This is a genomic window from Streptomyces sp. HM190, from assembly GCF_009857135.1.
GTDB lineage: Bacteria > Actinomycetota > Actinomycetes > Streptomycetales > Streptomycetaceae > Streptomyces > Streptomyces heilongjiangensis.
This window is the reverse complement of sequence record NZ_CP047318.1, coordinates 2,148,561-2,173,964: the sequence shown is the minus strand read 5'-3', so window position 1 is coordinate 2,173,964 and position 25,404 is coordinate 2,148,561. Positions and strand designations below refer to the sequence as shown.

Sequence of the window (25,404 nt, the reverse complement as noted above, 5' to 3'; positions counted from 1 at the left end):
ATGACCGACCGTAAGGCACAACTCGCCGCGAACCTGGCGAAGGTGGAGCGTCGCATCGCGGAGGCGTGCGCGGCCGCGGGGCGCGAGCGCGAAGAGGTGACCCTGATCGTGGTCACCAAGACCTACCCCGCGAGCGATGTGCGGATCCTGTCGGAACTCGGTGTGCGTCACGTCGCCGAGAACAAGGACCAGGACGCGGCCCCCAAGGCGGCGGAGTGCTCGGATCTGCCCCTTGTGTGGCACTTCGTGGGGCAACTGCAGACCAACAAGGTCCGTTCTGTGGTGCGTTATGCGGATCTCGTGCAGTCCGTCGACCGCTCCCGGCTCGTCACGGCGCTGTCGAAGGAGGCGGTCCGGGCCGGACGCGAGGTGGGCTGCCTCATCCAGGTCGCCCTCGACGCGGACGACAGCGGTCGCGGGGCGCGCGGCGGCGTCGGGCCGGACGGGATCGAGGAGTTGGCCGACCTCCTCGCCGCCTCCCCGGGGGTGCGGCTCGACGGTCTGATGACCGTGGCGCCGCTCACCGGTGAGTACGCGGGGCGCCGACGCGAGGCGTTCGGGCGGTTGATGGATTTGTCGACCGACCTGCGCCGCGCCCATCCGGCTGCGAACATGGTCTCCGCGGGGATGAGTGCGGACCTCGAGGAGGCCGTGGCGGCGGGAGCGACACATGTGCGCGTCGGCACTGCGGTACTCGGAGTCCGTCCCGGGCTCGGGTAACGTCGCCAAGAAGTCGGACCACAGCAGAAAATATGGTCATTCCGTCGAAGGGCGGGCGCAACGACCTCGTGGATCGCGGGCACTTGGGAAGTCGTCAGTCGATCCACCACAGAGCGGAGGACTCAGAGCATGGCCGGCGCGATGCGCAAGATGGCGGTCTACCTCGGCCTCGTGGAGGACGATGGGTACGACGGCAGGGGATTCGACCCCGATGACGACTTCGAGCCCGAGCTCGACCCCGAGCCCGAGCGGGACCACCGGCGCCATGAACCGGCGCACCAGTCACACCAGTCACATCAGTCCCAAAGGGACGAACCGGTGCGAGTGGTGCAGCCCCCGGCGCAGCGCGAGCCGGTGTCGCACGCCACTTCGCTCCCCGCGGAATCGGTGCGACCCGCCCGGATCGCGCCCGTGGCGTCCATCACACAAGACCGTTCCAGTCTGGAGAAGAACGCACCGGTGATCATGCCCAAGGTCGTGTCCGAGCGGGAGCCGTATCGGATCACGACGTTGCACCCGCGGACCTACAACGAGGCCCGTACCATCGGGGAACACTTCCGTGAGGGCACCCCGGTGATCATGAATCTGACTGAGATGGACGACACAGATGCGAAGCGACTTGTCGACTTTGCGGCAGGTCTGGTGTTTGGTCTTCACGGCAGCATCGAGCGGGTGACGCAGAAGGTGTTCCTGTTGTCGCCTGCTAACGTCGATGTCACGGCGGAGGACAAGGCCCGCATCGCAGAGGGCGGGTTCTTCAACCAGAGCTGAGACGCACCACCGGAAACAGCAGTACAGGCAGCACGGAACGGGGAGAGGGAAACACCGGACATGAGCGTGGTCTTGACGATCCTCTACATCGCGCTGACGGTGTTCTTCATCGTGCTGATCTTCCGGTTGGTCATGGACTACGTCTTCCAGTTCGCCCGCTCATGGCAACCCGGCAAGGCGATGGTGGTCGTTCTGGAGGCCACCTACACTGTCACTGATCCACCGCTCAAGCTTCTGCGGCGGTTCATTCCGCCGCTGCGTCTCGGGGGCGTGGCGCTCGACCTGTCCTTCTTCGTGCTGATGATCATCGTTTTTATCCTGCGCACGGTAGTGGCCGGCGCGATGGGAACGATGTGAGAGATGCGGTCTTGCCGAATGCCGACGACTACGTTGAGGTGAAGAGATGCCGTTGACCCCCGAGGACGTGCGGAACAAGCAGTTCACGACCGTCCGCCTCCGAGAAGGCTATGACGAGGACGAGGTCGATGCCTTCCTCGATGAGGTCGAAGCCGAACTGACGCGCTTGCTTCGTGAGAACGAGGACCTGCGCGCCAAACTCGCCGCGGCCACGCGCGCTGCTGCCCAGAATCAGCAGAACATGCGCAAGCCCCCCGAGCCGCAGGACCAGCAGCAGGGTGGCATGCAGCAGGGCGGTATGCAGCAAGGTGGCATGCAGCAGGGTGGCATGCAGCAGCAGGGCATGCGGGGTCCCGGCGCTCCCGTACCCGCCGGGATATCGGGCCCGCCGCAGCAGATGGGGGGCCCCATGGGTGGCCCGCCCCAGCTGCCGAGCGGTGCGCCGCAGCTGCCCGCCGGCCCCGGTGGCCAGGGTCAGCAGGGTCCCGGACCGATGGGTCAGGGGCCGATGGGCCAAGGCCCCATGGGCCAGGGCCAGATGGGTCAGCCCCAGATGGGGCAGGGCCCGATGGGCGGCCAGCCGCCCATGCAGCAGATGGGTGGCCCGATGGGCGGCCCCATGGGTGGTCCCATGGGCGGCCCCGGTCAGGGCCCGGGCGGCGACAGTGCCGCGCGTGTGCTCTCGCTGGCCCAGCAGACCGCCGACCAGGCGATCGCCGAGGCCCGTTCCGAGGCCAACAAGATCGTCGGTGAGGCCCGCAGCCGCGCCGAGGGTCTGGAGCGGGATGCCCGCGCCAAGGCCGACGCACTGGAGCGGGACGCGCAGGAGAAGCACCGCGTCGCGATGGGCTCGCTGGAGTCGGCCCGCGCCACGCTGGAGCGCAAGGTCGAGGACCTGCGCGGCTTCGAGCGCGAGTACCGCACGCGGCTGAAGTCCTACCTGGAGTCGCAGCTGCGTCAGCTGGAGACCCAGGCGGACGACTCGCTGGCCCCGCCGCGCACCCCGGCGACCGCGTCGCTGCCGCCGTCCCCGTCGCCGTCCATGGCGCCGGCCGGTGCGAGCGCGCCGTCGTACGGCGGTCAGGGCATGGGTGGCGCCCCGGCGCCGGCTGCGCCCTCCTACGGCGGTCAGCAGCAGATGTCCCCGGCCATGACCCAGCCGATGGCTCCGGTCCGGCCGCAGGGTCCGTCGCCGATGGGGCAGGCCCCCTCGCCGATGCGCGGGTTCCTCATCGACGAGGACGACAACTGATCATCACCGGCACGCCATAGGCGTCGACGGCATTCAGGGCGGGGCCCCGGATCACTTCGGTCCGGGGCCCCGCCCTTGTGCTACGCGCGTTCGGGGGGTTATAGGGCGTTTGTTCGCGGATGGGCCGGATGTCCCGCGCGCTGCGCACTCCACGCGGGAAGGCCCGGCGACACCGTCCGTGCGGTGTCACCGGGCCTTCGGTCCTGCTCGGTGGAGCGGCGCGGCGCGGAGCGGTCTGCTCCGAGCCGCCTTCAGCGGGGCGGCGTCACGCCTTGCGGAGGCGGAACGTAAGGGTGAGGGCCTCGTCCGTGAACGGGGTGCCGTAGGTGTCGTCGGCGTCCCCGGTGGCGAAGTCCGTCGCGAGGACCTCGTCGGCGATCAGCCCGGCGTGCTCGGTGAGCGCGTCGACCACCGCCTCGTCGGTCGCGGTCCAGCGCAGCGCGATGCGGTCGGCCACGTCGAGGCCGCTGTTCTTACGAGCCTCCTGGATCAGGCGGATCGCGTCGCGGGCGAGGCCCGCCCGGCGGAGCTCCTCCGTGATCTCCAGGTCCAGGGCCACCGTCGCACCCGAGTCGGAGGCGACCGACCAGCCCTCGCGGGGGGTCTCCGTGATGATCACCTCGTCCTGCGCCAGGGTGATCGTCTCACCGTCGACCTCCACCGACGCCGTGCCCTCGCGCAGGGCGAGGGAGAGGGCGGCGGCGTCCGCGTTCGCCACGGCCTTGGCCACGTCCTGGACGCGCTTGCCGAACCGCTTGCCGAGGGCGCGGAAGTTCGCCTTGGCGGTGGTGTCCACCAGGCTGCCTCCGACCTCGCTCAGCGAGGCGAGGGAGCTCACGTTCAGCTCCTCGGTGATCTGGGTGTGCAGCTCGGGGTCCAGGGCGCCGAACCCGGTGGCGGCCACCAGGGCGCGGGACAGCGGCTGTCGGGTCTTGACGCCCGACTCCGCGCGCGTGGCGCGGCCCAGCTCCACGAGGCGGCGGACGAGCACCATCTGCTTCGACAGCTCCGGGTCGATGGCGGTGAGGTCCGCCTCCGGCCAGGACGCCAGGTGCACGGACTCCGGGGCGCCCGGGGACACCGGCACGATCAGGTCCTGCCAGACCCGCTCGGTGATGAACGGGGTCAGCGGGGCCATCAGCTTGGTGACCGTCTCGACGACCTCGTGCAGGGTGCGCAGCGCGGCCTTGTCGCCCTGCCAGAAGCGGCGGCGGGAGCGGCGGACGTACCAGTTGGACAGGTCGTCCACGAACGCGGAGAGCAGCTTGCCGGCGCGCTGGGTGTCGTACGCCTCCAGCGACTGCGTCACCTGGTCGACCAGGGCGTGCAGTTCGCTCAGCAGCCAGCGGTCCAGCACGGGGCGGTCGGCGGGGGCCGGGTCCGCCGCGGACGGCGCCCAGTTCGACGTGCGGGCGTACAGGGCCTGGAAGGCGACCGTGTTCCAGTACGTCAGGAGGGTCTTGCGCACGACCTCCTGGATCGTGCCGTGGCCGACGCGGCGGGCCGCCCAGGGGGAGCCGCCGGCCGCCATGAACCAGCGGACCGCGTCGGCGCCGTGCTGGTCCATGAGCGGGATGGGCTGCAGGATGTTGCCGAGGTGCTTGGACATCTTGCGGCCGTCCTCGGCGAGGATGTGGCCGAGGCAGACGACGTTCTCGTACGACGACTTGTCGAAGACCAGGGTGCCGACGGCCATCAGCGTGTAGAACCAGCCGCGGGTCTGGTCGATGGCCTCGCTGATGAACTGGGCGGGGTAGCGGCTCTCGAAGAGTTCCTTGTTCTTGTACGGGTAGCCCCACTGCGCGAACGGCATCGAGCCCGAGTCGTACCAGGCGTCGATGACCTCCGGGACGCGTGTGGCGGTGGCGGCGCAGCCGCCTTCGGGGCACGGGAAGGTGACCGCGTCGATGTACGGGCGGTGCGGGTCCAGCTCCGACTGGTCGGTGCCGGAGAGCCGGGTCAGCTCCTCGCGGGAGCCCACGCAGGTGAGGTGGCCCTCCTCGCAGCGCCAGATCGGCAGCGGGGTGCCCCAGTAGCGGTTGCGGGACAGCGCCCAGTCGATGTTGTTGTTCAGCCAGTCGCCGAAGCGGCCGTGCTTGACCGTGTCGGGGAACCAGTTGGTCTTCTCGTTCTCCTGGAGGAGGCGGTCCTTGACGGCGGTGGTGCGGATGTACCAGGACGGCTGCGCGTAGTAGAGGAGCGCGGTGTGGCAGCGCCAGCAGTGCGGGTAGCTGTGCTCGTACGGGATGTGCTTGAACAGCAGGCCCCGGGTCTGGAGGTCCTCGGTGAGCTTTTCGTCCGCCTTCTTGAAGAAGACGCCGCCGACCAGCGGGACGTCCTCCTCGAACGTGCCGTCCGGGCGGACCGGGTTGATCACCGGCAGGCCGTACGCCCGGCACACCTTGAGGTCGTCCTCACCGAAGGCGGGGGACTGGTGGACCAGACCCGTGCCGTCCTCGGTGGTCACGTACTCGGCGTTCACCACGAAATGGGCGGGCTCGGGGAACTCCACGAGCTCGAAGGGTCGTTGATAGGTCCAGCGCTCCATCTCGGCGCCGGTGAAGGACTGGCCGGTGGTCTCCCAGCCCTCGCCGAGCGCCTTGGCGACGAGCGGCTCGGCGACGACGAGCTTCTCGGTGCCGTCCGTGGCGACCACGTAGGTGACCTCGGGGTGGGCGGCGACCGCGGTGTTGGACACCAGCGTCCACGGCGTGGTCGTCCACACCAGGAGCGCGGCCTCGCCCGCGAGCGGACCGGAGGTGAGCGGGAAACGGACGTACACCGAGGGGTCGACGACCGTCTCGTAGCCCTGCGCCAGCTCGTGGTCCGACAGGCCGGTGCCGCAGCGGGGGCACCAGGGGGCCACGCGGTGGTCCTGGACCAGCAGGCCCTTGTTGAAGATCTCCTTCAGCGACCACCAGACGGACTCGATGTACTCGGGCTCCATGGTCACGTACGCGTCGTCGAGGTCGACCCAGTAGCCCATGCGGGTCGTCAGGTCGGAGAACGCGTCGGTGTGGCGGAGCACGGACTCACGGCACTTGGCGTTGAACTCGGCGATGCCGTACGCCTCGATGTCCTTCTTGCCGTTGAAGCCGAGCTCCTTCTCGACCGCGAGCTCCACCGGCAGGCCGTGGCAGTCCCAGCCTGCCTTGCGGGCCACGTGGTAGCCGCGCATGGTGCGGAAGCGGGGGAAGACGTCCTTGAAGACGCGGGCCTCGATGTGGTGGGCGCCCGGCATGCCGTTGGCGGTGGGCGGGCCCTCGTAGAACACCCATTCGGGGCGCCCCTCGGACTGCTCCAGGGTCTTGGCGAAGATCTTCTGCTCGCGCCAGAAGTCGAGCACCGCGTGCTCGAGCGCGGGCAGGTCGACCTGGGCGGGCACCTGGCGGTATGTCGGCTCTGTCATGAGCGAGCTTCCTCCAACGGACTTGCTGCCTTCCGTCGGAGGGACGAGAGCCTTCATCCTGCGTACGCCGTGTGCGGCGCGCTCCCGCGGTACCACCCTCCTTGGCCCGTCGTCGCGTCGTACGCCGTGACGAACCCCCTCATTGAGGTCGCGATGCCGGGTCTACTGGCCGTGCCCCGAAGGTCTCGGCGTTCTTCCGGCGGCTCCGGGGTGATCTTCGCGTCGCGCTCGCCCCCGGGCTTCCACCGTCCCCGGGTCGCTCTTGGCTGCGTACGGCGCTACTCGTCCCCATCCACGCTTTTCGCTGGGCCCAGTGTACGGCGCCGGGCGGACAGCGGCCGACCGGTTTCCGTGGCGCCCGAGGCGGGGCCGGCGGGGGCCTTCGGCGGGCTCGGCGTGCTCGGCGGGCGGACGGTGCGGTGACCTGCGGGGTGACCCGAATGGAGCGGCCCGGCCGTCCGGAACCCGGGACCCGCGACGGGACGGAATACCCGGCGGGGAGCTGGGCACAACGCTTGCAGGCTCGCCGTGCGACGGTCGCGCGGTGACCGGAATGGGTGGTGTGCCCCGTTGCCGCGCGACTCTGGCCGTTTTATCGTCCCAGCACGATTCGCGTGCAAGATCACAATATGTGAAGGGGCCGCGGCCATGGTGGCGAAGGACGTGAGCGGCAAGAAGCGGGTCCCCGCGACCGCGGGAGCGAAGGCGGCCACCAGGAAGGCGAGCGGCCGGAGGACGGACGCCGAGGGAACGACCGCGGAGAAGGGAGCCACGAAGGCCGCCGAGGTCGGTCCGAGGTCCGGTGCCGGTGCCGGGGACGAGGGCACGCAGGGTGCCGGGACTGTGCGGGTGACGAAGAAGAAGGCGGCCGGCGCGAGCGCCTCGAAGCGGGCTTCGGGTGGGGGGACCGGGGCGGAGAAGGCCCCGACGAGGGAGACCGCCGCCAGGAAGACAGCGGCCAGGAAGACAGCGGCCAGGAAGGCCGCTGCCGGGAAGGCCGGAGAGAAGGAAGCCGGGGCGAAGGAGAGCCGGGCGAAGGAGACCGGGGGGAAGGAGACCACGGCCAAGAAGGCCGCGGTGCGGAAGACAGCGGCGCGGAAGACCGCGGCGAAGGACAGTGCCACCGCACGGACGGTGGCCGGGAAGAGCGCGGCCACGACCACGGTGGCCGGCAGGGGTGCCGCCCCGAGGACGGCTCCCGCCAAGAGCAGCACATCCAAGAAGAGCACCGCCCGGAACACCCCCGCGACCAGCGGGGCCGAGAAGGCGGGCGCGGCCGAGGCCGCCGAGACGACGGGAGCCACGACGGTGGTTGCGAAGAACACTCCTGGTACGGCTACGGCGGCGAAGCAGCCCGGCGCCGTCCCCAAGGCACGGCCCGCCGCGGCGGACCCCGGAGAGCTGGCGGTACGGCCCGGTGAGGAACCCTGGAGCCCGGAGGAGGTCGCCGAGGCCCGCACGGAGCTGCAGTCCGAGGCGATGCGGCTGCGGGCCGAACTGGACGCCTCCGAGAAGTCGCTCACCGGTCTCATGCGGGACTCCGGCGACGGCGCGGGCGACGACCAGGCCGACACCGGCGCCAAGAACATCACGCGCGAGCACGAGATGGCGCTGGCCCACAACGCGCGCGAGATGCTCGACCAGACCGAGCGCGCCCTCGAACGGCTCGCCACGGGCACGTACGGCCTCTGCGAGAGCTGCGGCAACCCGATCGGCAAGGCGCGCATGCAGGCCTTCCCGAGGGCCACGCTGTGCGTCGAGTGCAAGCAGAAGCAGGAACGCCGGTAGCGATCCCCGCCTGAGCCCCTGGTCCCCGCGGGTCGTGTCGTACCTTTGTCCTCAGTCAAGGACCTAGGTTGAGGGACTCACGTGGCAGAGGCGGAGCGCATCATCGGTACGCCGGACATCCCAGAGGCGGCGGGCACGGACCCGGAGCAGGCCGACAGCGGGAACGGCGCGGACGCGGCGTCGGCCGACGCGTCCGCGCGTCCGCGCGGCAAGCGCCGGATCGCCGTGCTGTTCGGGGTCGCCGGGCTGGCGTACGCGCTCGACCTGGTCAGCAAGATGATCGTGGTCGCGAAGCTGGAGCACCACGAGCCGATCGAGATCATCGGGGACTGGCTGAAGTTCGAGGCGATCCGCAACGCGGGCGCGGCCTTCGGCTTCGGCGAGGCCTTCACCATCATCTTCACGATGATCGCGGCGATCGTGATCGTGGTGATCGCCCGGCTCGCGCGCAAGCTCTACAGCCTGCCCTGGGCGATCGCGCTCGGGCTGCTGCTGGGCGGCGCGCTGGGCAACCTCACCGACCGGATCTTCCGCTCGCCGGGCGTCTTCGAGGGCGCGGTCGTCGACTTCATCGCGCCCAAGGGCTTCGCCGTGTTCAACCTGGCGGACTCGGCGATCGTGTGCGGCGGCATCCTGATCGTGCTGCTGTCCTTCCGGGGGCTCGACCCGGACGGCACCGTCCACAAGGACTGAGCGCCCCGGCGCACGGCCGGGGGCGCGGGAGTTTTCCACAGGCGCGGTCGGGCGTGTCGTGGCGGTCCGGCATACTCGACGGGTGAGCACGCTTCCCGAGATCCGTACCCTGCCCGTGCCCGACGGCCTGGAGGGCGAGCGCGTCGACGCCGCCATCTCCCGCATGTTCGGCTTCTCCCGTACCAAGGCCGCGGAGCTCGCCGCCGCGGGGAAGGTCGCGGTCGACGGGTCGGTGGTCGGCAAGTCGGAGCGGGTGCGCGGCGGGGCCTGGCTGGAGGTCGAGATGCCGCAGGCGCCCGCGCCGGTGCAGGTGGTGGCCGAGCCGGTCGAGGGCATGGAGATCGTGCACGACGACGATGACGTGGTCGTGATCGTCAAGCCGGTCGGGGTGGCCGCGCACCCCAGCCCCGGCTGGTCCGGGCCGACCGTGATCGGCGGGCTGGCCGCCGCCGGGTACCGCATCTCGACGTCCGGCGCCGCCGAGCGCCAGGGCATCGTCCACCGGCTCGACGTCGGCACGTCGGGCCTGATGGTGGTCGCCAAGTCCGAGTACGCGTACACGTTCCTGAAGCGTCAGTTCAAGGAGCGGACCGTCGACAAGCGGTACCACGCGCTGGTCCAGGGCCACCCCGACCCGACCAGCGGCACCATCGACGCGCCCATCGGCCGGCACCCGAACCACGACTACAAGTGGGCGGTCACCGCGGAGGGCAAGCCGTCGGTCACGCACTACGACCTGGTGGAGGCGTTCCGCGCGGCCTCCCTGCTCGACATCAAGCTGGAGACCGGGCGCACGCACCAGATCCGTGTGCACATGTCCGCACACCGGCACCCGTGCGTCGGCGACCTGACGTACGGCGCCGACCCGACGCTCGCCAAGCGCCTCGGTCTCACCCGCCAGTGGCTGCACGCGGTCCGGCTGGGCTTCGAGCACCCCGGGGACGGGCGGTGGGTCGAGTTCGAGAGCGACTATCCCGCCGATCTGCAGAAGGCCCTCGACAAGGTGCGGGAGGAGACGTACGCGTGAGCCCGGAGCCGGTGGCGTACGCCGTGCGTGTGGCCGACGACCCCGCCGACCGCGCGGCCTGCTTCGCGGTGCGCAGGGAGGTCTTCGTCGTCGAGCAGGGCGTGCCGGAGGACATCGAGTACGACGCGTACGACGAGGTGGCCGTGCATGTGCTCGCCGTGCGGGACGACGGGGAGCCCCTCGGCGCCGGACGGCTGCTCCACGGGGCGGCCGCCGCCGGCAAGACCGGCGGGGAGCCGGGCGTCGGCTCCCTGGGGCGGCTGGCGGTCGTGCGGGCGGCCCGGGGGCTGGGCGTGGGCGTCGCGCTCGTGCGGGCCGTCGAGGACGCGGCACGCGCGCTCGGCCTGACCGCGGTGCAGCTGGGTGCGCAGACGCATGCGCTGGGCTTCTACGAGCGGCTGGGGTACGAGGCGTACGGGCCGGAGTTCCCGGACGCGGGGATACCGCACCGGGCGATGCGGCGGTCGCTGTAGGGCTGCGGCCTGGCGGCCGACCGCCGACCGCCGAGGGCCCAGGACGGACGGCCGGTGCCTGGCGGCGCGTGCCGGGTTCGCCGGGCGGCGGGGGACCGGACGGGGTGGGATGCGGGGTGCGTGGCACTCTGGGGGCTGTTGAGGTAATCGTCTAGACCTCGTCGGGGTGCTCAGCGTGGATCAGTTGGCCCTGTTGTTCGTCCTGTTGCTGGGGGCCGTGCTGAGCGTGCCGCTGGGGGAGCGGCTCGGGCTTCCGGCGCCGGTGCTGATGACGCTGCTGGGGATCTCCCTCGCCCTTCCGGGCTTCGTGCCCAACGTCGACATCCCCCCGGAGTTCATCCTGCCCCTGCTGCTGCCGCCGTTGCTGTACGCGGCGGTGCGGCGGACGTCCTGGCGGCAGTTCGCGGCCAACCGGCGGCCGATCTTCCTGCTGGCCGTGGCGCTGGTGTTCGTGACCACCGCCGCGGTGGCCGCCGTCGCCCAGGCGATCGTGCCGGGGCTGCCCATCGCCGCCGCCGTGGCCCTCGGCGCGCTGGTCGCGCCGCCCGACCCGGTGGCGGCGACGGCCGTGGCCGGTCAACTCGGGCTGCCGCGGAGACTGGTGTCGATCCTGGAGGGCGAGGGCCTCTTCAACGACGTGACCGCCATCGTGCTCTACCACGTGGCGATCGCGGCGGCCGTCAGCGGCTCCTTCTCGCTGCCCCACGCCGCGCTCCAGCTCGTGCTCTCCGGTGTCGTGGCCGTCGCCGTGGGGCTCGCCCTCGGCTGGGCGGCCCACAAGCTGATGGACTTCCTCGACGACGCCACGCTGCAGATCGGACTGTCCCTCCTCGTGCCGTACGCCTCGTACGTGATGGCCGAGGAACTGCACGGGTCCGGGGTGCTCGCCGTGCTCACCACCGCGCTGTTCCTCGCGGAGTACGCGCTCGGCGCCGACGACGTCATGACGCGGTTCGCCGGGCACACCGTCTGGGACGTCGTGGACACGCTGGTCACGGGTGTCGCGTTCGGGCTGATCGGGCTGGAGCTGCACAACGCGGTCAGGACGGCGTCCGGGCGGTGGGCGGACATGCTGGGCTGGGCGGCTGCGGTCGTGGCCGTCGTGGTCCTCGTCCGGCTGCTGTGGCTGCTGCCGGCCACCTGGCTCGCGCGACGGCTGCACGCGAAACGCGACTACGACGAGGAGATCCCGATGTCGTGGCGCGAGACCGTGGTGATGTGGTGGTCGGGGATGCGGGGGGTGGCGTCCGTGGCACTGGCGCTGGCGATTCCGCTGGAGACCTCGGACGGGGGGCCCTTTCCCGACCGGGATGAGATCGTGTTCATCGCGTTCGGCGTGATCATGGCGACGCTGGTGCTGCAGGGGCTGACGCTGCCGTGGCTCGTACGGCGCTTGGGGGTGCGGGCCGACGACAGCGCCGGGAAGGAGTTCGAGAAGGCGCTGGCCGTGCGGGCCGCGAAGGCGGCGAAGCAGCGGCTGAAGGAGATCGAGGACGAGGAGGAACTCCCGGAGGAGATGGCCGAGCGACTGCTGCGGCGGGCCTTCGAGATCGGGGTGCGGATCAGTCCCGAGGTGGCGGAGGACGAACGCCGGGAAGGGCATGAGCAGCGGGTGCGGCGGCTGCGCAGGATGCGGCGGATCCAGGGGGAGATGCTGAGCGCCGCCCGGCACGAGGTGCTGGCCGCGCGCAGTGAGCCGGGCGCGGATCCGGAGGTCGTGGATCGCGTGCTGCGGCACCTGGATGTGCGGAGCCTGCGGTGACCGGGTGGTCCGTTCCGTAGCGGCGGGGCATGGCACGCGATGTGGAGCGGCTCGCCTCGCCCGGCGGGTGCTGTTCCTGTCGTCCATCGCCGCGTACCGGGGGTCGGGGAGCGTGGCGTACGCCGCCTCCAAGGCGGCGCTGCGTCGGTACGCGTTCGACCTGGCAAGGGAGTTGGGGCCCCGGGGGATCACGGTGAACGTCGTGGCGCCGGGATACGTCAGGGACACCGAGTTCTTCGGCGGGCCGGTCGAGGAGGCCCGGCAGGCCCGGCTCGTCGCCGAGACCTCCACGGGCCGGCACACCGGCCGACGTGGCCGGCACCCTGCACTGGCCGGCCTCCCCCGGCGCCGGCCGCATCACGGCGCAGGTCCTCCAGGTCAACGGGGCTGCGGAGAGGGGGCACCGAGGGGCAGGGCGACGGCGGACGGGAACGGCACGCCGAACGCCGAACGCCGAACGCCGACCGCCGAGCGGCGAACACCGGACCCCGAAACGCACACCGCGGGTGCCCGCGCCGGCCGCGCGGGCACCCACCGTGCCGTCACCTTCCCGTCGACCTGGGCGGTTCGTGGACGCGGGGGCGGCTGGGGCGGGGGAAATGGGTGTCGGGACGGGGGTGGCTCGGCGGCAGGACCGCGTCCGCGGTGTTGACCCGCGGGAGGGCGTACGGGTGGTTCTCCGTCAGCCAGCGGATCAGCTGCTCGCGGACCGTGACCCGGACCGTCCACAGGTCGTCCGGGTCCTTGGCGGTGACCAGGGCGCGGACCTCCATCGTCGACGGAGTGGAGTCGGTGACGGTCAGGTTGTAGAGGCGGCCGTCCCACGCGGGGCACTCCCGCAGGACGTCGCGGAGCTTCTCCCGCATCGCGGGCAGCGGAGCGGTGTGGTCGACGTGCAGGAAGACCGTGCCGGTCATCTGGGCACCGCCGCGCGACCAGTTCTCGAACGGCTTCGCGGTGAAGTACGAGACAGGCATCGTGATCCGGCGCTCGTCCCAGGTCCGCACGGTCAGGAACGTGAGGGTGATCTCGTCGACCGTCCCCCACTCGCCCTCCACGACGACCACGTCCCCGAGGCGGACCATGTCACCGAAGGCGATCTGGAGCCCTGCGAACAGGTTGCTCAGTGTGGACTGCGCGGCGATACCGGCGACGATGCCCAGGAGGCCCGCCGAGGCCAGCAGTGAGGCGCCCGCGGCCCGCATCGCCGGGAAGGTCAGCAGCATCGCGGCCACCGCGACCACACCGACGATCGCGGAGACCACCCGCATGATGAGCGTCACCTGGGTCCGCACCCGGCGCACCCGCGCCGGATCCCGGTGGACACGGGCGTACCTGCTGTACGAGGTCTCCACCACCGCCGCCGCGATGCGGATCACCAGCCAGGCCGTGGCCCCGATCAGCACCAGCGTCAGGGCGCGGCCGATCGCGGTCCGGTGCTGATCCAGCAGTTGCGCCTCGCCGTACGTCGCTCTGAGGAAGGCCGCGCACAGCACCAGCTGGTAGGGGATGCGGCCGCGGCGCAGCAGGCCCCACAGAGGTGTCTCGTGGTGCCGCTGGTCCGCCTTGCGCAGCAGGAGGTCGGTGGTCCAGCCGATGACGAGCGTCAAGACGGCCGAACCACCGATGACGATCAGTGGGCGGAGTAGGTTCTCCATGCCTTCGAACGTAACCGCCGTCGCGGGGTCATGAACATGTGACTTCGGCCGCGCTCGGGGTACGGGGCCGCCCGCCGCAGTCGTACCCGGCTGGCACCATGGCCCCATGAACATCATGCTGTTCCACTCGACCTACGGCCTGCGACCCGCGGTCCACCGGGCCGCGGACCGGTTGCGGGCCGCCGGGCACGAGGTGTGGACCCCCGACCTCTTCGACGGACGGACCTTCGACACGGTCGAGGAGGGCATGGCCTTCAACCAGGAGCTGGGCAAGGAGGAGTTGCTCAAGCGGGCCGTCCTGGCCGCCGCGCCCTACTCCGAGCGAGGGCTCGTCTACGCCGGGTTCTCCCTCGGCGCGGCCACCGCGCAGACCCTGGCCCTGGGCGACGCCAACGCCCGCGGGCTGCTGCTCCTGCACGGCACGTCGGACATCGCGGCCACCGCGTCCGTCGACGACCTGCCGGTGCAGCTCCACGTGGCCGAGCCGGACGCGTTCGAGACGGACGACTGGCTGAGCGCCTGGTACCTCCAGATGCGCAAGGCGGGCGCCGACGTGGAGGTCCACCGCTACCCCGGCGCGGGCCACCTCTACACCGACTCCGACCTGCCCGACTACGACGAGGAGGCGGCCGAGGCCACCTGGCGGGTGGCGCTCGGCTTCCTCGAGACCCTCTGACCGTCGGAGCGGGCCCGCCCGCGTGCGAGCGGGCCGCTGCGGCTACACCGGGTCGTACGTCCGCTCCACCTTCTGCGTCCCGCTGCGCGTCCGGTACGAGCGCGCCCACGACGACCTCGCGTCGGGCTTCGTCCGGTCGGACAGGACGTAGAAGTCCATCTGCGCCCGCGCGGCGGTGATGTCGAGGACGCCGTAGCCGTGCCGGTCGGTGTCGACCCAGTGGACGTGGCGGTTGGCCGCGCGGATCAGGGGCGAGGCCACCGCGGAGACGGTGCCCTCGGGGACCTTGACGAGGTCGTCGAGGTTGTCCGAGGTCACCGAGGTGACGACGAACTCCGTTGCGGCGGACGCCGACAGCGGGTACGTACCGGCGTTGACCGGCACGTCGTTGGCCCAGGCCATGTGGATGTCGCCGGTGAGGAAGACCGTGTTGCGGATGGCGTTCTCCCGTAGATGCGCCAGGAGTTCACGCCGGTCGTCGGTGTAGCCGTCCCACTGGTCGGGGTTGAGGGCCAGGCCCTCCTTCGGCAGACCGAGCAGCTCGGTCAGCGGCCCGAGCAGATCGGCGGTGAGGTTGCCGAGGGCGAACGGGGCGATCATCACGGAGTTGCCGACCAGCCGCCACGTCGTGTCGGAGGACTTCAGCCCCGACTTCAGCCAGTCGAGCTGCGCCCGGCCGGTCAGCGACCGGTTCGGGTCGTCGACCTCGCCGTCGCCGACGCCCACCTGCTGGGAGCGGTAGGAGCGCAGGTCGAGCAGCGACAGGTCGGCGAGCCTGCCGAAGCGCAGCCGCCGGTAGGTGGTGCCCGCGATCGCCGGGCGCACCGGCATCCACTCGAAGTACGCCCGCTTGGCCGCAGACTGACGGGCCGCCCAGGAGCCCTCCGCGCCCTCGGTGTGGTTCTCCGCCCCGCCCGACCAGGCGTCGTTGGCGAACTCGTGGTCGTCCCAGATGGCGATGACCGGCGCGACCGCGTGCAGTGCCTGCAGGTCGGGGTCAGTCTTGTAACGGGCGTGCCGGACGCGGTAGTCGGCCAGGGACACGATCTCGTGGACCGGCGCGTGCGGCCGCACCACCTTGCCGCGCGTGCCGTACTGGCCGGTGCCGTACTCGTAGATGTAGTCGCCCAGGTGGATCCAGGCGTCCAGGTCGCCGCGCGCGGCCAGATGGCGGTAGGCGGCGAAGTGGCCGCCCTCCCAGTTGGCGCAGGAGACCACGCCGAAGCGCAGGCCCGCCGGGGCTGCGTCGGCGGCGGGGGCCGTGCGGGTGCGGGCGGCGGGCGAGTCGGTGCCGCCGGCCGAGAAGCGGAACCAGTGGTCGGTGGCCGGGGCGAGGCCGCGGACGTCCGCCTTCACGGTGTGGTCGGAGTCGGCGGTCGCGGTGACCGAGCCCTTGGCCACGATGTTCGTGAAGCCCCTGTCCAGGGCGACGGTCCAGCCGACCTCGATGTCCGGACCCAGCCCAGAGCCGGGCACGGCCTCCGGGGTGGGCGTCACGCGGGTCCACAGCAGGACACCGTCGGGCAGCGGGTCGCCGGAGGCGACACCGTGCAGGAACGCGGGGGCGTCGGCGGCGCTCGCGGGGAACGCGGCGGTCAGCGGGGCCGCGAGGACCGCGCCCGCGGCGGCCGCCTTGACGACCGTACGGCGGCGCGGGGCGGAGGAGATGAGGCCCGGCTCGGCGGGCGAGGTGCCTCTGGGGTCGGCGGGAACACCGGAGGGGGAGTGAGATCTGCGACTGGTCACGGCGGACGAGATTACTGATCAGTAGCCGTTCGGGTAAGGCGTATGACGTGAAATCCGCACAATGTTCAGACTGCGGTGCCCTGTTGGTCGATGTCGGTGGGCGGTCCACCCCGGGGGCGCCCCGCCCGTCGGCGTCCCTTTGTGCGGGGACGTTCAGCGCGCTCCGGTCGCCGGGAGCCGAGGAGGGCGACCGTGCCCAGGGCACCGCACGCACCGGGGTCGGGGGGCGGCGCCGGGCAGTTCTGCGGATGTTCGGCTCGGGTGCGCAGGGCGGCCGACCGCGCCCGCCGGCCACCGGCGCCGCACCACTCGGCCGTGCGGGCGGGGTGTTCCCGGCGGTCTCCGGGAACACCCCGCCCGTCACACGGTGAACGGCGCGGGCGGGCGCGCTACTTGGTGACGCCCGCGTCCTTCAGGGACTTCTCCCAGTCGGCGACCGAGGACGGGTTGTCGATCGTCTTGTCGTTGATCTTGATGGTGGGGGTCGACTGGACGCCCTTGGCGTCGTCGAAGGACTTGCTCATCCGCATCGCCCAGGCGTCGTAGGTGCCCTTCTCCACGGCGTCCTGGAACTTCTTGTTGCCCTTCAGCGCGTCCACCGTGTTCGCCACCTTGATCAGGTAGCTGTCGTCGGCGAACTTGTCGGTCGACTCCTGCGGGTGGTACTTCGCGGAGTACAGCGCGGCCTTGTAGTCGAGGAACGCCTCGGGGCTGACGTTCAGGGCGGCGCCCAGCGCGCTCAGCGCGTTCTTGGAGCCCTCGCCGCTGAGGTTGCCGTCGAGGAAGGTGCCCATCGTGAAGGACAGCTTGTAGTCGCCGTTCTCCATGCCCTTGTCGACCGTCTCGCCGACGGTCTGCTCGAACTGGGCGCAGGCGGGGCAGCGCGGGTCCTCGTACAGGTGGACCACGTTGTCGGTCTTGGAGTCGCCGATCACGACGGTGGTGCCGTTCTCGCCCGAGGTGTTGGCGGGCTTGACCACCGTGGCCTCGGCGGCGGCCTCCCACTTGGTGGGCTTGTTGGTCTGCACGACGGCGTAGCCGATACCGCCGGCCGCCGCGAGGACCGCGACGACCGAGGCGGCCACGATCGCCTGCCGCCTGACCTTCGCGCGCTTGGCCTGACGCTCGCGCTCCAGCCGCAGCCGCTCGCGCGCCGCCGACTTCGCCGCCTGGCTGTTCCGCTTGCTCATGTGGGTGAACTCCCTGGGAAACGCGCACACGTGGGTGTGCGGGATACGTGGGTGGACTGCTCGTGCTCGGCGTCGCTCGGGAGCCCGTGGCTCAGCGAACGCCCGGAGGGGTCACGCGAAGGTGACCCGGCACGGCGGTCCGCGCCGCCCCAGGGAGTGGGCGAGGAGAAGGGCGCGGGCGGTCGTCCCGCGGTGCGCGGTGCGCGTCGGCCGCTGCTGCGCCGGGGCGCGCCGCGGCGTGAGCGCGGCTACCGCGAGGAGCAGCGGCCGGAAACCGGCGGCGACGGCGGCACCGAGGAGCTGGGCCAGCGCCCGCTCGCCGCGGCGCAGCCAGGCGGCTGCCAGCAGCCCCACGCCGACGTGCGCGGCGAGCAGCAGCCAGGCGGTGGCCGGTCCCGCGCCCGGCAGCAGCGCGGCCGCCCGGTCGGAGTCACCGGTGACGCGCGCCAGCGGGCCGCCGACGCCGCCCCCGCACAGCACGTCCAGACCGACCTGGCGCAGCGGACCCGTGACCGGGCCGCCCGCCTCGCCGTAACACGCGTGCTGACCGGCCGTGAACACGGTGTCCGCCGCCAGCTCCAGCGGGATCAGCACGGCGGCGATCCGGCCGAAGCCGCGCTCACGGCGGCCCGCCAGCGCGTACGCGACGACGTAGACGGCGGCGGTGATCGCGGCCACGGTGACCAGCGGCAGCGGGGCCCGGGACAACAGGACGTGCGACGCGGTGCTGAGCGTCACGACGAGTGCCGTGAACAGCGCCGCGCGCACGGCTCTGAGATGCGTCCCGGATATGTCCATACCGCTGGAGAGTGTCCCACGGACCCCTGTAAGAGAGCCTTAAAGGATGGCTGTGGACTGCCTTACAGGCCCGGGATCCGGCCGTTGCGGAACAGGTCCACGAAGATCTGGTGGTCCGTGCGCGCGCGGGCGCCGTAGCGGTGCGCGAAGTCCACCAGCAGGGGCGCGAAGCCCGCCTCGTCGGCGGCGATCGCCGCGTCGATGGCCCGCTCCGTGGAGAACGGCACCAGGGACTGGCCGGTGAGGTCGTCCGCCGCCGCGTGCATCGTCGCCGTGGCCCGGCCGAGGTCGGCGACGACCGCCGCGATCTCCTCCGGGTCGTCGATGTCACCCCAGTCCAGGTCCACCGCGTACGGCGACACCTCGGCTACCAGCTGGCCCGCGCCGTCCAGTTCGGTCCAGCCGAGCCACGGGTCGGCGTGCGCCTGGAGGGCGCGCTGCGAGATCACCGTGCGGTGGCCCTCGTGCTGGAAGTAGTCCTGGATGCGCTCGTCGGTGACGTGGCGGGAGACGGCCGGGGTCTGGGCCTGCTTGATGTAGATCACCACATCGTTCTCCAGGGCGTCCGTGGCGCCCTCCAGCAGGATGTTGTACGACGGCAGCCCCGCCGAGCCGATGCCGATGCCGCGGCGGCCCACGACGTCCTTCACCCGGTACGAGTCGGGGCGGGTCAGGGAGGACTCCGGGAGCGTCTCCAGATAGCCGTCGAAGGCGGCCAGCACCTTGTAGCGGGTGGCCGCGTCCAGCTCGATGGAGCCGCCGCCCGGCGCGAAACGGCGCTCGAAGTCACGGATCTCGGTCATCGAGTCGAGCAGCCCGAAACGCGTCAGCGAACGTGCGTCGCGCAGTGCCCCCAGCAGCGGGCCCTGCGCGGTGTCCAGGGTGAACGGCGGCACCTCGTCCCGCTTGGCGCCCGCCGCGACCGCGTGGATCCGCTCGCGGTAGGCGGCCGCGTACACGTTCACCAGTTCGGTGATCTGCTCGTCGCTGAGCGCCTTCGCGTACCCGATGAGCGCCACGGATGCGGCGAAGCGCTTCAGGTCCCAGGTGAACGGGCCGACATACGCCTCGTCGAAGTCGTTCACGTTGAAGATCAGGCGGCCCGTGGAGTCCATGTACGTGCCGAAGTTCTCCGCGTGCAGGTCGCCGTGGATCCACACGCGCGAGGTGCGCTCGTCCAGGTACGGACCGGAGCCCGTGTCGTCGCCGCCCCAACCCGAGGCCGTCTCGCTCAGGTCGTGGTAGAAGAGGCACGCCGTGCCCCGGTAGAACGCGAAGGCCGAGGCCGCCATCTTCCGGAACTTCACGCGGAACGCGGCCGGGTCGGCGGCCAGCAGCCGGCCGAAGGCGGTGTCGAAGACGGCGAGGATCTCCTCGCCGCGTCGCTCGTCGCTGAGCTGCGGAACCGACATCGCTGGGTGCCTCCTGGTGCATGACGAATGGGACGGCTGGTCCGTCCCCGGGTCAACGTCCGGGGGTGCGCGGGAGTGCCCGCGACTCCTTCGACGAAAGGTACGGGGGAGAGCCCTCACGGTGTCAGTGCCGAGGCATAGACTTCGACGCTGTCCCCCAGACTGTCCGCAGCCCGTCGGGGACCCGTCGTCGACCTGTCGTCCGCAGTTCTCCCTGGAGGCCGAAGCCGTGTCAAAGCCGCCGTTCACGCACCTGCACGTCCACACCCAGTACTCGCTGCTGGACGGTGCCGCGCGGCTCAAGGACATGTTCAACGCGTGCAACGAGATGGGCATGACCCACATCGCGATGTCCGACCACGGCAACCTCCACGGCGCGTACGACTTCTTCCACTCCGCGCAGAAGGCCGGGATCACCCCGATCATCGGCATCGAGGCGTACGTCGCCCCCGAGTCCCGGCGGAACAAGCGGAAGATCCAGTGGGGCCAGCCCCACCAGAAGCGGGACGACGTCTCCGGTTCCGGTGGTTACACCCACAAGACCATGTGGGCGGTGAACGCGACGGGCCTGCACAACCTCTTCCGCCTCTCCTCCGACGCCTACGCCGAGGGCTGGCTGCAGAAGTGGCCCCGGATGGACAAGGAGACCATCGCCAAGTGGTCCGACGGGATCGTCGCCTCAACCGGCTGCCCCTCCGGTGAGCTGCAGACCCGGCTGCGCCTCGGCCAGTACGACGAGGCGTTGAAGGCGGCCGCCGAGTACCAGGACATCTTCGGCAAGGACAAGTACTTCCTGGAGCTGATGGACCACGGCATCGAGATCGAGCACCGGGTCCGCGACGGTCTGCTGGAGATCGGCAAGAAGCTCGGCATCCCCCCGCTGGTCACCAACGACTCGCACTACACCTACGCCCACGAGGCGACCGCGCACGACGCCCTGCTGTGCATCCAGACCGGCAAGAACCTCTCCGACCCGGACCGCTTCAAGTTCGACGGCACCGGCTACTACCTGAAGTCCACGGACGAGATGTACGCCATCGACTCCTCGGACGCCTGGCAGGAGGGGTGCGCCAACACCCTGCTGATCGCCGAGATGGTCGACACCAAGGGCATGTTCGAAAAGCGCGACCTGATGCCCAAGTTCGACATCCCCGAGGGGTACACGGAGGTCAGCTGGTTCCGCGAGGAGACCATGCGCGGCATGCACCGCCGGTTCCCGGACGGCATCCCGGACGACCGCATGAAGCAGGTCGAGTACGAGATGGACACCATCATCTCGATGGGCTTCCCGGGCTACTTCCTCGTGGTCGCCGACTTCATCATGTGGGCCAAGAAGCAGGGCATCGCGGTCGGCCCCGGCCGAGGCTCCGCGGCCGGCTCGATCGTCGCGTACGCCCTCGGCATCACCGACCTCGACCCCATCCCGCACGGCCTGATCTTCGAGCGGTTCCTCAACCCCGAGCGCATCTCGATGCCCGACGTCGACATCGACTTCGACGAGCGCAGGCGCGTCGAGGTGATCCGGTACGTGACCGAGAAGTACGGCGCCGACAAGGTCGCCATGATCGGCACGTACGGCACCATCAAGGCCAAGAACGCCATCAAGGACTCCGCGCGCGTGCTGGGCTACCCGTACGCGATGGGCGACCGCATCACCAAGGCCATGCCCGCCGACGTCCTCGGCAAGGGCATCCCGCTCTCCGGCATCACCGACCCCAGCCACCCCCGCTACTCGGAGGCGGGAGAGGTCCGGTCGATGTACGAGAACGAACCCGATGTGAAGAAGGTCATCGACACCGCCCGCGGTGTGGAGGGCCTGGTCCGGCAGATGGGTGTGCACGCCGCCGGCGTGATCATGTCCAGCGAGACCATCACCGAGCACGTCCCCGTCTGGGTCAGGCACACCGACGGCGTGACCATCACCCAGTGGGACTACCCGAGCTGCGAGTCGCTCGGCCTGCTGAAGATGGACTTCCTCGGCCTGCGCAACCTCACGATCATGGACGACGCCGTCAAGATGGTGAAGTCCAACAAGGGCATCGACATCGACCTGCTGTCGCTGCCGCTGGACGACCCCACGACCTTCGAACTGCTCCAGCGCGGCGACACCCTCGGCGTGTTCCAGTTCGACGGCGGCCCCATGCGCTCCCTGCTGCGCCTGATGAAGCCCGACAACTTCGAAGACATCTCCGCCGTGTCGGCCCTGTACCGTCCGGGCCCGATGGGCATGAACTCCCACACGAACTACGCGCTGCGCAAGAACGGGCAGCAGGAGATCACGCCGATCCACCCCGAGCTGGAGGCGCCGCTCAAGGAGGTCCTGGACGTCACCTACGGCCTGATCGTCTACCAGGAGCAGGTGCAGAAGGCCGCCCAGATCATCGCCGGCTACTCGCTCGGCGAGGCCGACATCCTCCGCCGCGTCATGGGCAAGAAGAAGCCCGACGAACTGGCGAAGAACTTCACCATCTTCCAGGCCGGCGCCCAGAAGAACGGCTACAGCGACGAGGCGATCCAGGCCCTGTGGGACGTGCTGGTCCCCTTCGCCGGCTACGCCTTCAACAAGGCGCACTCCGCCGCGTACGGACTGGTCTCGTACTGGACCGCCTACCTCAAGGCCAACCACCCGGCCGAGTACATGGCCGCGCTCCTCACCTCGGTCAAGGACGACAAGGACAAGTCCGCGATCTACCTGAACGAGTGCCGCCGCATGGGCATCAAGGTGCTCCCGCCGAACGTCAACGAGTCGGTGCACAACTTCGCCGCCCAGGGCGACGACGTGATCCTGTTCGGTCTGGAGGCCGTCCGCAACGTCGGCACCAACGTGGTCGACGCGATCATCCGGTCCCGCAAGGCGAAGGGGAAGTACGCCTCCTTCCCCGACTACCTGGACAAGGTCGAGGCCGCCGCCTGCAACAAGCGCACGACGGAATCGCTGATCAAGGCCGGCGCCTTCGACACCCTGGGCCACACCCGCAAGGGCCTCACCGCCCAGTTCGAACCCATGATCGACAACGTGGTGGCGGTCAAGCGCAAGGAGGCCGAGGGGCAGTTCGACCTCTTCGGCGGCATGGGCGAGGAGCAGAGCAGCGAGCCCGGCTTCGGACTCGACGTCCAGTTCACCGACGACGAGTGGGACAAGGCCTACCTCCTCGCCCAGGAGCGGGAGATGCTCGGCCTCTACGTCTCCGACCACCCGCTGTTCGGCCTGGAGCACGTGCTGTCCGACAAGGCCGACGCGGGCATCGCCCAGCTCACCGGCGGTGAGCACGCGGACGGAGCGGTCGTCACCATCGGCGGCATCATCTCCGGCCTCCAGCGCAAGATGACCAAGCAGGGCAACGCCTGGGCGATCGCCACCGTCGAGGACCTCGCCGGCTCCATCGAATGCATGTTCTTCCCGGCGACGTACCAGCTCGTCTCGACCCAGCTCGTCGAGGACGCCGTCGTCTTCGTCAAGGGCCGTCTCGACAAGCGCGAGGACGTCCCCCGGCTCGTCGCGATGGAGCTCCAGGTCCCCGACCTGTCCAACGCCGGCACCAACGCGCCCGTGATCCTCACCATCCCCGCCACCCGGGTCACCCCGCCCATGGTCAGCCGGCTCGGCGAGATCCTCACCCACCACAGGGGCGAGAGCGAGGTCCGCATCCGGCTCCAGGGGCCCACCAAGACCACGGTGCTGCGCCTCGACCGGCACCGGGTGAAGCCCGACCCGGCCCTCTTCGGCGACCTGAAGGTGCTGCTCGGCCCGTCCTGCCTGGCCGGCTGAGACCCGCCCGGCGGACCGGGGGCGCGATCGCGCGAGGGGCGCATCCGGAGTTCCGGATGCGCCCCTCGGTGCCATGGGGCTGCGATCAGCCCGTCACACGGACGTTCAGTTGTGGCCGAAGCGCTTCTGCCGGCCCTTGCGGGCCATGTCGCCGGGGGTCACCGAGGCGGCACGCTGGTCGGCGCCCGGCTCCATGGAGGACGGCTGTACCTCCTGCTGACCACGCGCGGACTGGGGCTGCTTACGGTCCTGCTTCTTGTTCTTGGCCATGGTGATCTGCCTCCTGTGGGGGATCTAGGGGCCAGGGCCGCGACCAGATTCACATAGCCCGACACGCCGCGCATGTCGGGGAATCACCGTCCGTGACGACCGTTGTCGCGACCTGCGGCGCGATGCGCGGCGCGACCGGCCGCTACGCCACGCCGATGATCCAGTTCCGGCCGTTAACCTCCGCGAGGTCGGGCAGACTCGAAGGAAGCCCTAAGCACACCTCCCGGAAAGAGGGTGGATCGCGTGGACCGCTGCATCGTCCTGGTGGACGCCGGGTATCTGCTCGGCGCGGCCGCCAGCCTCCTCGCCGGGGAACCCTCCCGCTCCCGCATCACCGTCGACCACACGGCCCTCATCCAGGGCCTGCGTGAACGCGCCGAGGCCGACACCGAACGCCCCCTGCTGCGCATCTACTGGTTCGACGGCGCCCCCGACCGCGTACCGCAGCCCGAACACCGCAGGCTGCGCGTGATGCCCCGGGTGACCGTCCGGCTCGGCGCGCTGACCCGCAGCGACGGCCGCTGGGCGCAGAAGGGCGTGGACGCCGCCATGCACGCCGAGCTGACCGAACTGGCCCGCAACCGGGCCTGCTCCGACGTGGTCCTCGTCACCGGCGACGGGGATCTGCTGCCCGGCATGATGGCGGCCAAGGAGCACGGCGTCGCCGTGCACCTGTGGGCGGTGCAGGCCGCCGACGGGGACTACAACCAGTCCGAGGACCTGGTCGCCGAGGCCGACGAGCGCCGCGTCCTCGACCGGGCGTGGATCACCAAGGCCGTTCGGGCCAAGGACCTCGGCGGGGTCTGCGCGCCGCCTCCCGCGCCCCGCCCGGAGATCGCCGCGATCCTGTCGGCGCCGCTGCCCGAGTCCGCCCTCGCCGCGACGGAGCGGGCCGCCCCCGAACCCGAACGCGCCCCCGCGGGACGCAACGGTGCCGCCGAGCGGGTGCCGGCCGCCGCCAAGGGCGTACCGACACCGAAGGACCTCGCCGCCATGCGAGGGCCCGGCACGCACCCCGTGCAGCACCCGGCGACCGCCACGCTGCGCTGGTCCTCCGACAAGGGATGGGTGGACCGGCCCGGTGCCGCGGCGGAGCCGCCGGAGGCGGCGGCGATGCCGACCCTGGCGCAGCTGACCACGGCGGAGCAGCGGTGGGCCGACCGCGAGGAGGACATCACCACGGTCGGCGGCGACCCCTTCGAGGTGGGACAGGTGTTCGCCCGTCGCTGGATCTCACGCCTGACCGACCAGTCCCACCTGCAGAAGCTGTCGGCGATGTACCCGAGGGTGCCGCACCGCGTGGACGGCGAGCTGCTGCGGTACGCGGCCCGGTTCGGGCTGCTGGCGCACAAGGACGACCAGATCGACGAGCACGACCGGTACGCCATCCGGGCCGGGTTCTGGCGCGAGATCGATACGCGGACGGCCGCGGAGCACGCACCGGCCGGGGAGTGAGCGCGGCACCGCCCGGGCCTGCGCGTTCGTCGGCGGCGACGGGCTCGCCACGGCGTGTCGCGCGGCTCCCCGCGCCCCGGCGTGGGTGCCCCGGAGGCGATTCCGTCCCCGGGACCCCGTAGGCTCGTCCCTCGTGAGTACGCGTTCGGCACAGGCGGTTCGGCACGACAGGGACGTC

General features: G+C 70.9%; 19 protein-coding genes and 1 pseudogene. 13 read left to right on the top strand and 7 right to left on the bottom strand.

Annotated elements, in window-relative coordinates; translation table 11 throughout:
• The 4 genes from GSY65_RS09075 (at position 1) to GSY65_RS09060 (ending at position 3,100) form a co-directional block, all read left to right on the top strand.
• Entirely contained in the window at positions 1 to 720 is a 720-nt protein-coding gene (locus tag GSY65_RS09075) for a YggS family pyridoxal phosphate-dependent enzyme (RefSeq protein WP_159766839.1), read from the top strand.
• 129 nt (positions 721 to 849) lie between these two features.
• Entirely contained in the window at positions 850 to 1,491 is a 642-nt protein-coding gene (locus GSY65_RS09070; RefSeq protein WP_159766838.1) for a cell division protein SepF, read from the top strand.
• A 60-nt stretch (positions 1,492 to 1,551) separates the two neighbouring features.
• Positions 1,552 to 1,848: a YggT family protein gene (locus GSY65_RS09065; RefSeq protein WP_159766837.1), complete on the top strand. Its 297-nt coding sequence runs from the start codon at positions 1,552 to 1,554 to the stop codon at positions 1,846 to 1,848.
• 46 nt (positions 1,849 to 1,894) lie between these two features.
• Positions 1,895 to 3,100 (top strand): DivIVA domain-containing protein, encoded by a 1,206-nt coding sequence (locus GSY65_RS09060; protein ID WP_159766836.1) that lies wholly within the window; start codon positions 1,895 to 1,897, stop codon positions 3,098 to 3,100.
• A gap of 265 nt (positions 3,101 to 3,365) precedes the next feature.
• Here GSY65_RS09060 and ileS read toward each other — a convergent pair whose 3' ends face one another.
• Positions 3,366 to 6,509, bottom strand: a complete 3,144-nt coding sequence (gene ileS, locus GSY65_RS09055; protein ID WP_159766835.1) for an isoleucine--tRNA ligase — start codon at positions 6,507 to 6,509, stop codon at positions 3,366 to 3,368.
• Positions 6,510 to 7,157: 648 nt separating this feature from the next.
• On the opposite strand from ileS, the gene GSY65_RS09050 reads away from it, so the two are divergent.
• The 6 genes and pseudogenes from GSY65_RS09050 to GSY65_RS09025 form a co-directional block, all read left to right on the top strand.
• Complete coding sequence (locus tag GSY65_RS09050; protein ID WP_159766834.1) at positions 7,158 to 8,297, top strand: TraR/DksA C4-type zinc finger protein; 1,140 nt, start codon at positions 7,158 to 7,160, stop codon at positions 8,295 to 8,297.
• Positions 8,298 to 8,378: 81 nt separating this feature from the next.
• Positions 8,379 to 8,990, top strand: coding sequence for a signal peptidase II (gene lspA, locus GSY65_RS09045; protein ID WP_159766833.1), 612 nt, complete (start codon positions 8,379 to 8,381; stop codon positions 8,988 to 8,990).
• An 82-nt stretch (positions 8,991 to 9,072) separates the two neighbouring features.
• A complete protein-coding gene (locus GSY65_RS09040; RefSeq protein ID WP_159766832.1) occupies positions 9,073 to 10,017 on the top strand; it encodes an RluA family pseudouridine synthase in 945 nt (314 codons plus the stop codon).
• On the top strand, positions 10,014 to 10,490 hold the full coding sequence (locus GSY65_RS09035) for a GNAT family N-acetyltransferase (RefSeq protein WP_159766831.1): 477 nt from the start codon (positions 10,014 to 10,016) through the stop codon (positions 10,488 to 10,490). Before GSY65_RS09040 ends, GSY65_RS09035 begins: the two co-directional genes overlap by 4 nt.
• A gap of 175 nt (positions 10,491 to 10,665) precedes the next feature.
• Positions 10,666 to 12,252 carry a Na+/H+ antiporter gene (locus GSY65_RS09030; protein WP_159766830.1) on the top strand — a complete coding sequence of 529 codons (1,587 nt, stop codon included), beginning with the start codon at positions 10,666 to 10,668 and terminating at the stop codon, positions 12,250 to 12,252.
• Positions 12,253 to 12,316: 64 nt separating this feature from the next.
• Positions 12,317 to 12,656, top strand: a pseudogene (locus GSY65_RS09025) (SDR family NAD(P)-dependent oxidoreductase); the annotation flags it as partial.
• A gap of 138 nt (positions 12,657 to 12,794) precedes the next feature.
• On the opposite strand, the gene GSY65_RS09020 reads toward GSY65_RS09025, so the two are convergent.
• Positions 12,795 to 13,910, bottom strand: coding sequence for a mechanosensitive ion channel family protein (locus tag GSY65_RS09020; RefSeq protein WP_159766829.1), 1,116 nt, complete (start codon positions 13,908 to 13,910; stop codon positions 12,795 to 12,797).
• Positions 13,911 to 14,016: 106 nt separating this feature from the next.
• Between GSY65_RS09020 and GSY65_RS09015 the strand changes: the two genes are divergently transcribed.
• Entirely contained in the window at positions 14,017 to 14,586 is a 570-nt protein-coding gene (locus GSY65_RS09015; RefSeq protein ID WP_159766828.1) for a dienelactone hydrolase family protein, read from the top strand.
• Positions 14,587 to 14,628: 42 nt separating this feature from the next.
• Here GSY65_RS09015 and GSY65_RS09010 read toward each other — a convergent pair whose 3' ends face one another.
• The 4 genes from GSY65_RS09010 to GSY65_RS08995 all read right to left on the bottom strand — a co-directional run bounded on the left by GSY65_RS09010 (position 14,629) and on the right by GSY65_RS08995 (position 19,732).
• Positions 14,629 to 16,332, bottom strand: a complete 1,704-nt coding sequence (locus GSY65_RS09010) for an alkaline phosphatase D family protein (protein ID WP_443043199.1) — start codon at positions 16,330 to 16,332, stop codon at positions 14,629 to 14,631.
• 389 nt (positions 16,333 to 16,721) lie between these two features.
• Complete coding sequence (locus GSY65_RS09005; RefSeq protein ID WP_159766827.1) at positions 16,722 to 17,522, bottom strand: DsbA family protein; 801 nt, start codon at positions 17,520 to 17,522, stop codon at positions 16,722 to 16,724.
• Between the two features lie 111 nt (positions 17,523 to 17,633).
• Entirely contained in the window at positions 17,634 to 18,320 is a 687-nt protein-coding gene (locus tag GSY65_RS09000) for a hypothetical protein (protein WP_159766826.1), read from the bottom strand.
• 62 nt (positions 18,321 to 18,382) lie between these two features.
• On the bottom strand, positions 18,383 to 19,732 hold the full coding sequence (locus tag GSY65_RS08995) for a DUF2252 domain-containing protein (RefSeq protein WP_159766825.1): 1,350 nt from the start codon (positions 19,730 to 19,732) through the stop codon (positions 18,383 to 18,385).
• A 229-nt stretch (positions 19,733 to 19,961) separates the two neighbouring features.
• On the opposite strand from GSY65_RS08995, the gene dnaE reads away from it, so the two are divergent.
• Positions 19,962 to 23,501 (top strand): DNA polymerase III subunit alpha, encoded by a 3,540-nt coding sequence (gene dnaE, locus GSY65_RS08990; protein ID WP_159766824.1) that lies wholly within the window; start codon positions 19,962 to 19,964, stop codon positions 23,499 to 23,501.
• Positions 23,502 to 23,606: 105 nt separating this feature from the next.
• Here dnaE and GSY65_RS33230 read toward each other — a convergent pair whose 3' ends face one another.
• On the bottom strand, positions 23,607 to 23,771 hold the full coding sequence (locus GSY65_RS33230) for a hypothetical protein (RefSeq protein ID WP_201452485.1): 165 nt from the start codon (positions 23,769 to 23,771) through the stop codon (positions 23,607 to 23,609).
• 243 nt (positions 23,772 to 24,014) lie between these two features.
• Here GSY65_RS33230 and GSY65_RS08985 point away from each other — a divergent pair, with 243 nt between their 5' ends.
• Positions 24,015 to 25,226 (top strand): NYN domain-containing protein, encoded by a 1,212-nt coding sequence (locus GSY65_RS08985; RefSeq protein WP_159766823.1) that lies wholly within the window; start codon positions 24,015 to 24,017, stop codon positions 25,224 to 25,226.
• Positions 25,227 to 25,404: the final 178 nt, after the last annotated feature.

Excerpts from the sequence above, each read along its gene's own strand:
- GSY65_RS09060 (WP_159766836.1), top strand. The coding sequence starts at position 1,895 with ATGCCGTTGACCCCCGAGGACGTGCGGAACAAGCAGTTCACGACCGTC.
- GSY65_RS08995 (WP_159766825.1), bottom strand. The coding sequence starts at position 19,732 with ATGTCGGTTCCGCAGCTCAGCGACGAGCGACGCGGCGAGGAGATCCTC.
- GSY65_RS33230 (WP_201452485.1), bottom strand. The coding sequence starts at position 23,771 with ATGGCCAAGAACAAGAAGCAGGACCGTAAGCAGCCCCAGTCCGCGCGT.
- GSY65_RS09065 (WP_159766837.1), top strand. The coding sequence starts at position 1,552 with ATGAGCGTGGTCTTGACGATCCTCTACATCGCGCTGACGGTGTTCTTC.
- GSY65_RS09020 (WP_159766829.1), bottom strand. The coding sequence starts at position 13,910 with ATGGAGAACCTACTCCGCCCACTGATCGTCATCGGTGGTTCGGCCGTC.
- GSY65_RS09070 (WP_159766838.1), top strand. The coding sequence starts at position 850 with ATGGCCGGCGCGATGCGCAAGATGGCGGTCTACCTCGGCCTCGTGGAG.
- GSY65_RS09000 (WP_159766826.1), bottom strand. The coding sequence starts at position 18,320 with ATGGACATATCCGGGACGCATCTCAGAGCCGTGCGCGCGGCGCTGTTC.
- ileS (WP_159766835.1), bottom strand. The coding sequence starts at position 6,509 with ATGACAGAGCCGACATACCGCCAGGTGCCCGCCCAGGTCGACCTGCCC.
- GSY65_RS09005 (WP_159766827.1), bottom strand. The coding sequence starts at position 17,522 with ATGAGCAAGCGGAACAGCCAGGCGGCGAAGTCGGCGGCGCGCGAGCGG.
- GSY65_RS09050 (WP_159766834.1), top strand. The coding sequence starts at position 7,158 with ATGGTGGCGAAGGACGTGAGCGGCAAGAAGCGGGTCCCCGCGACCGCG.
- GSY65_RS09015 (WP_159766828.1), top strand. The coding sequence starts at position 14,017 with ATGAACATCATGCTGTTCCACTCGACCTACGGCCTGCGACCCGCGGTC.
- GSY65_RS09075 (WP_159766839.1), top strand. The coding sequence starts at position 1 with ATGACCGACCGTAAGGCACAACTCGCCGCGAACCTGGCGAAGGTGGAG.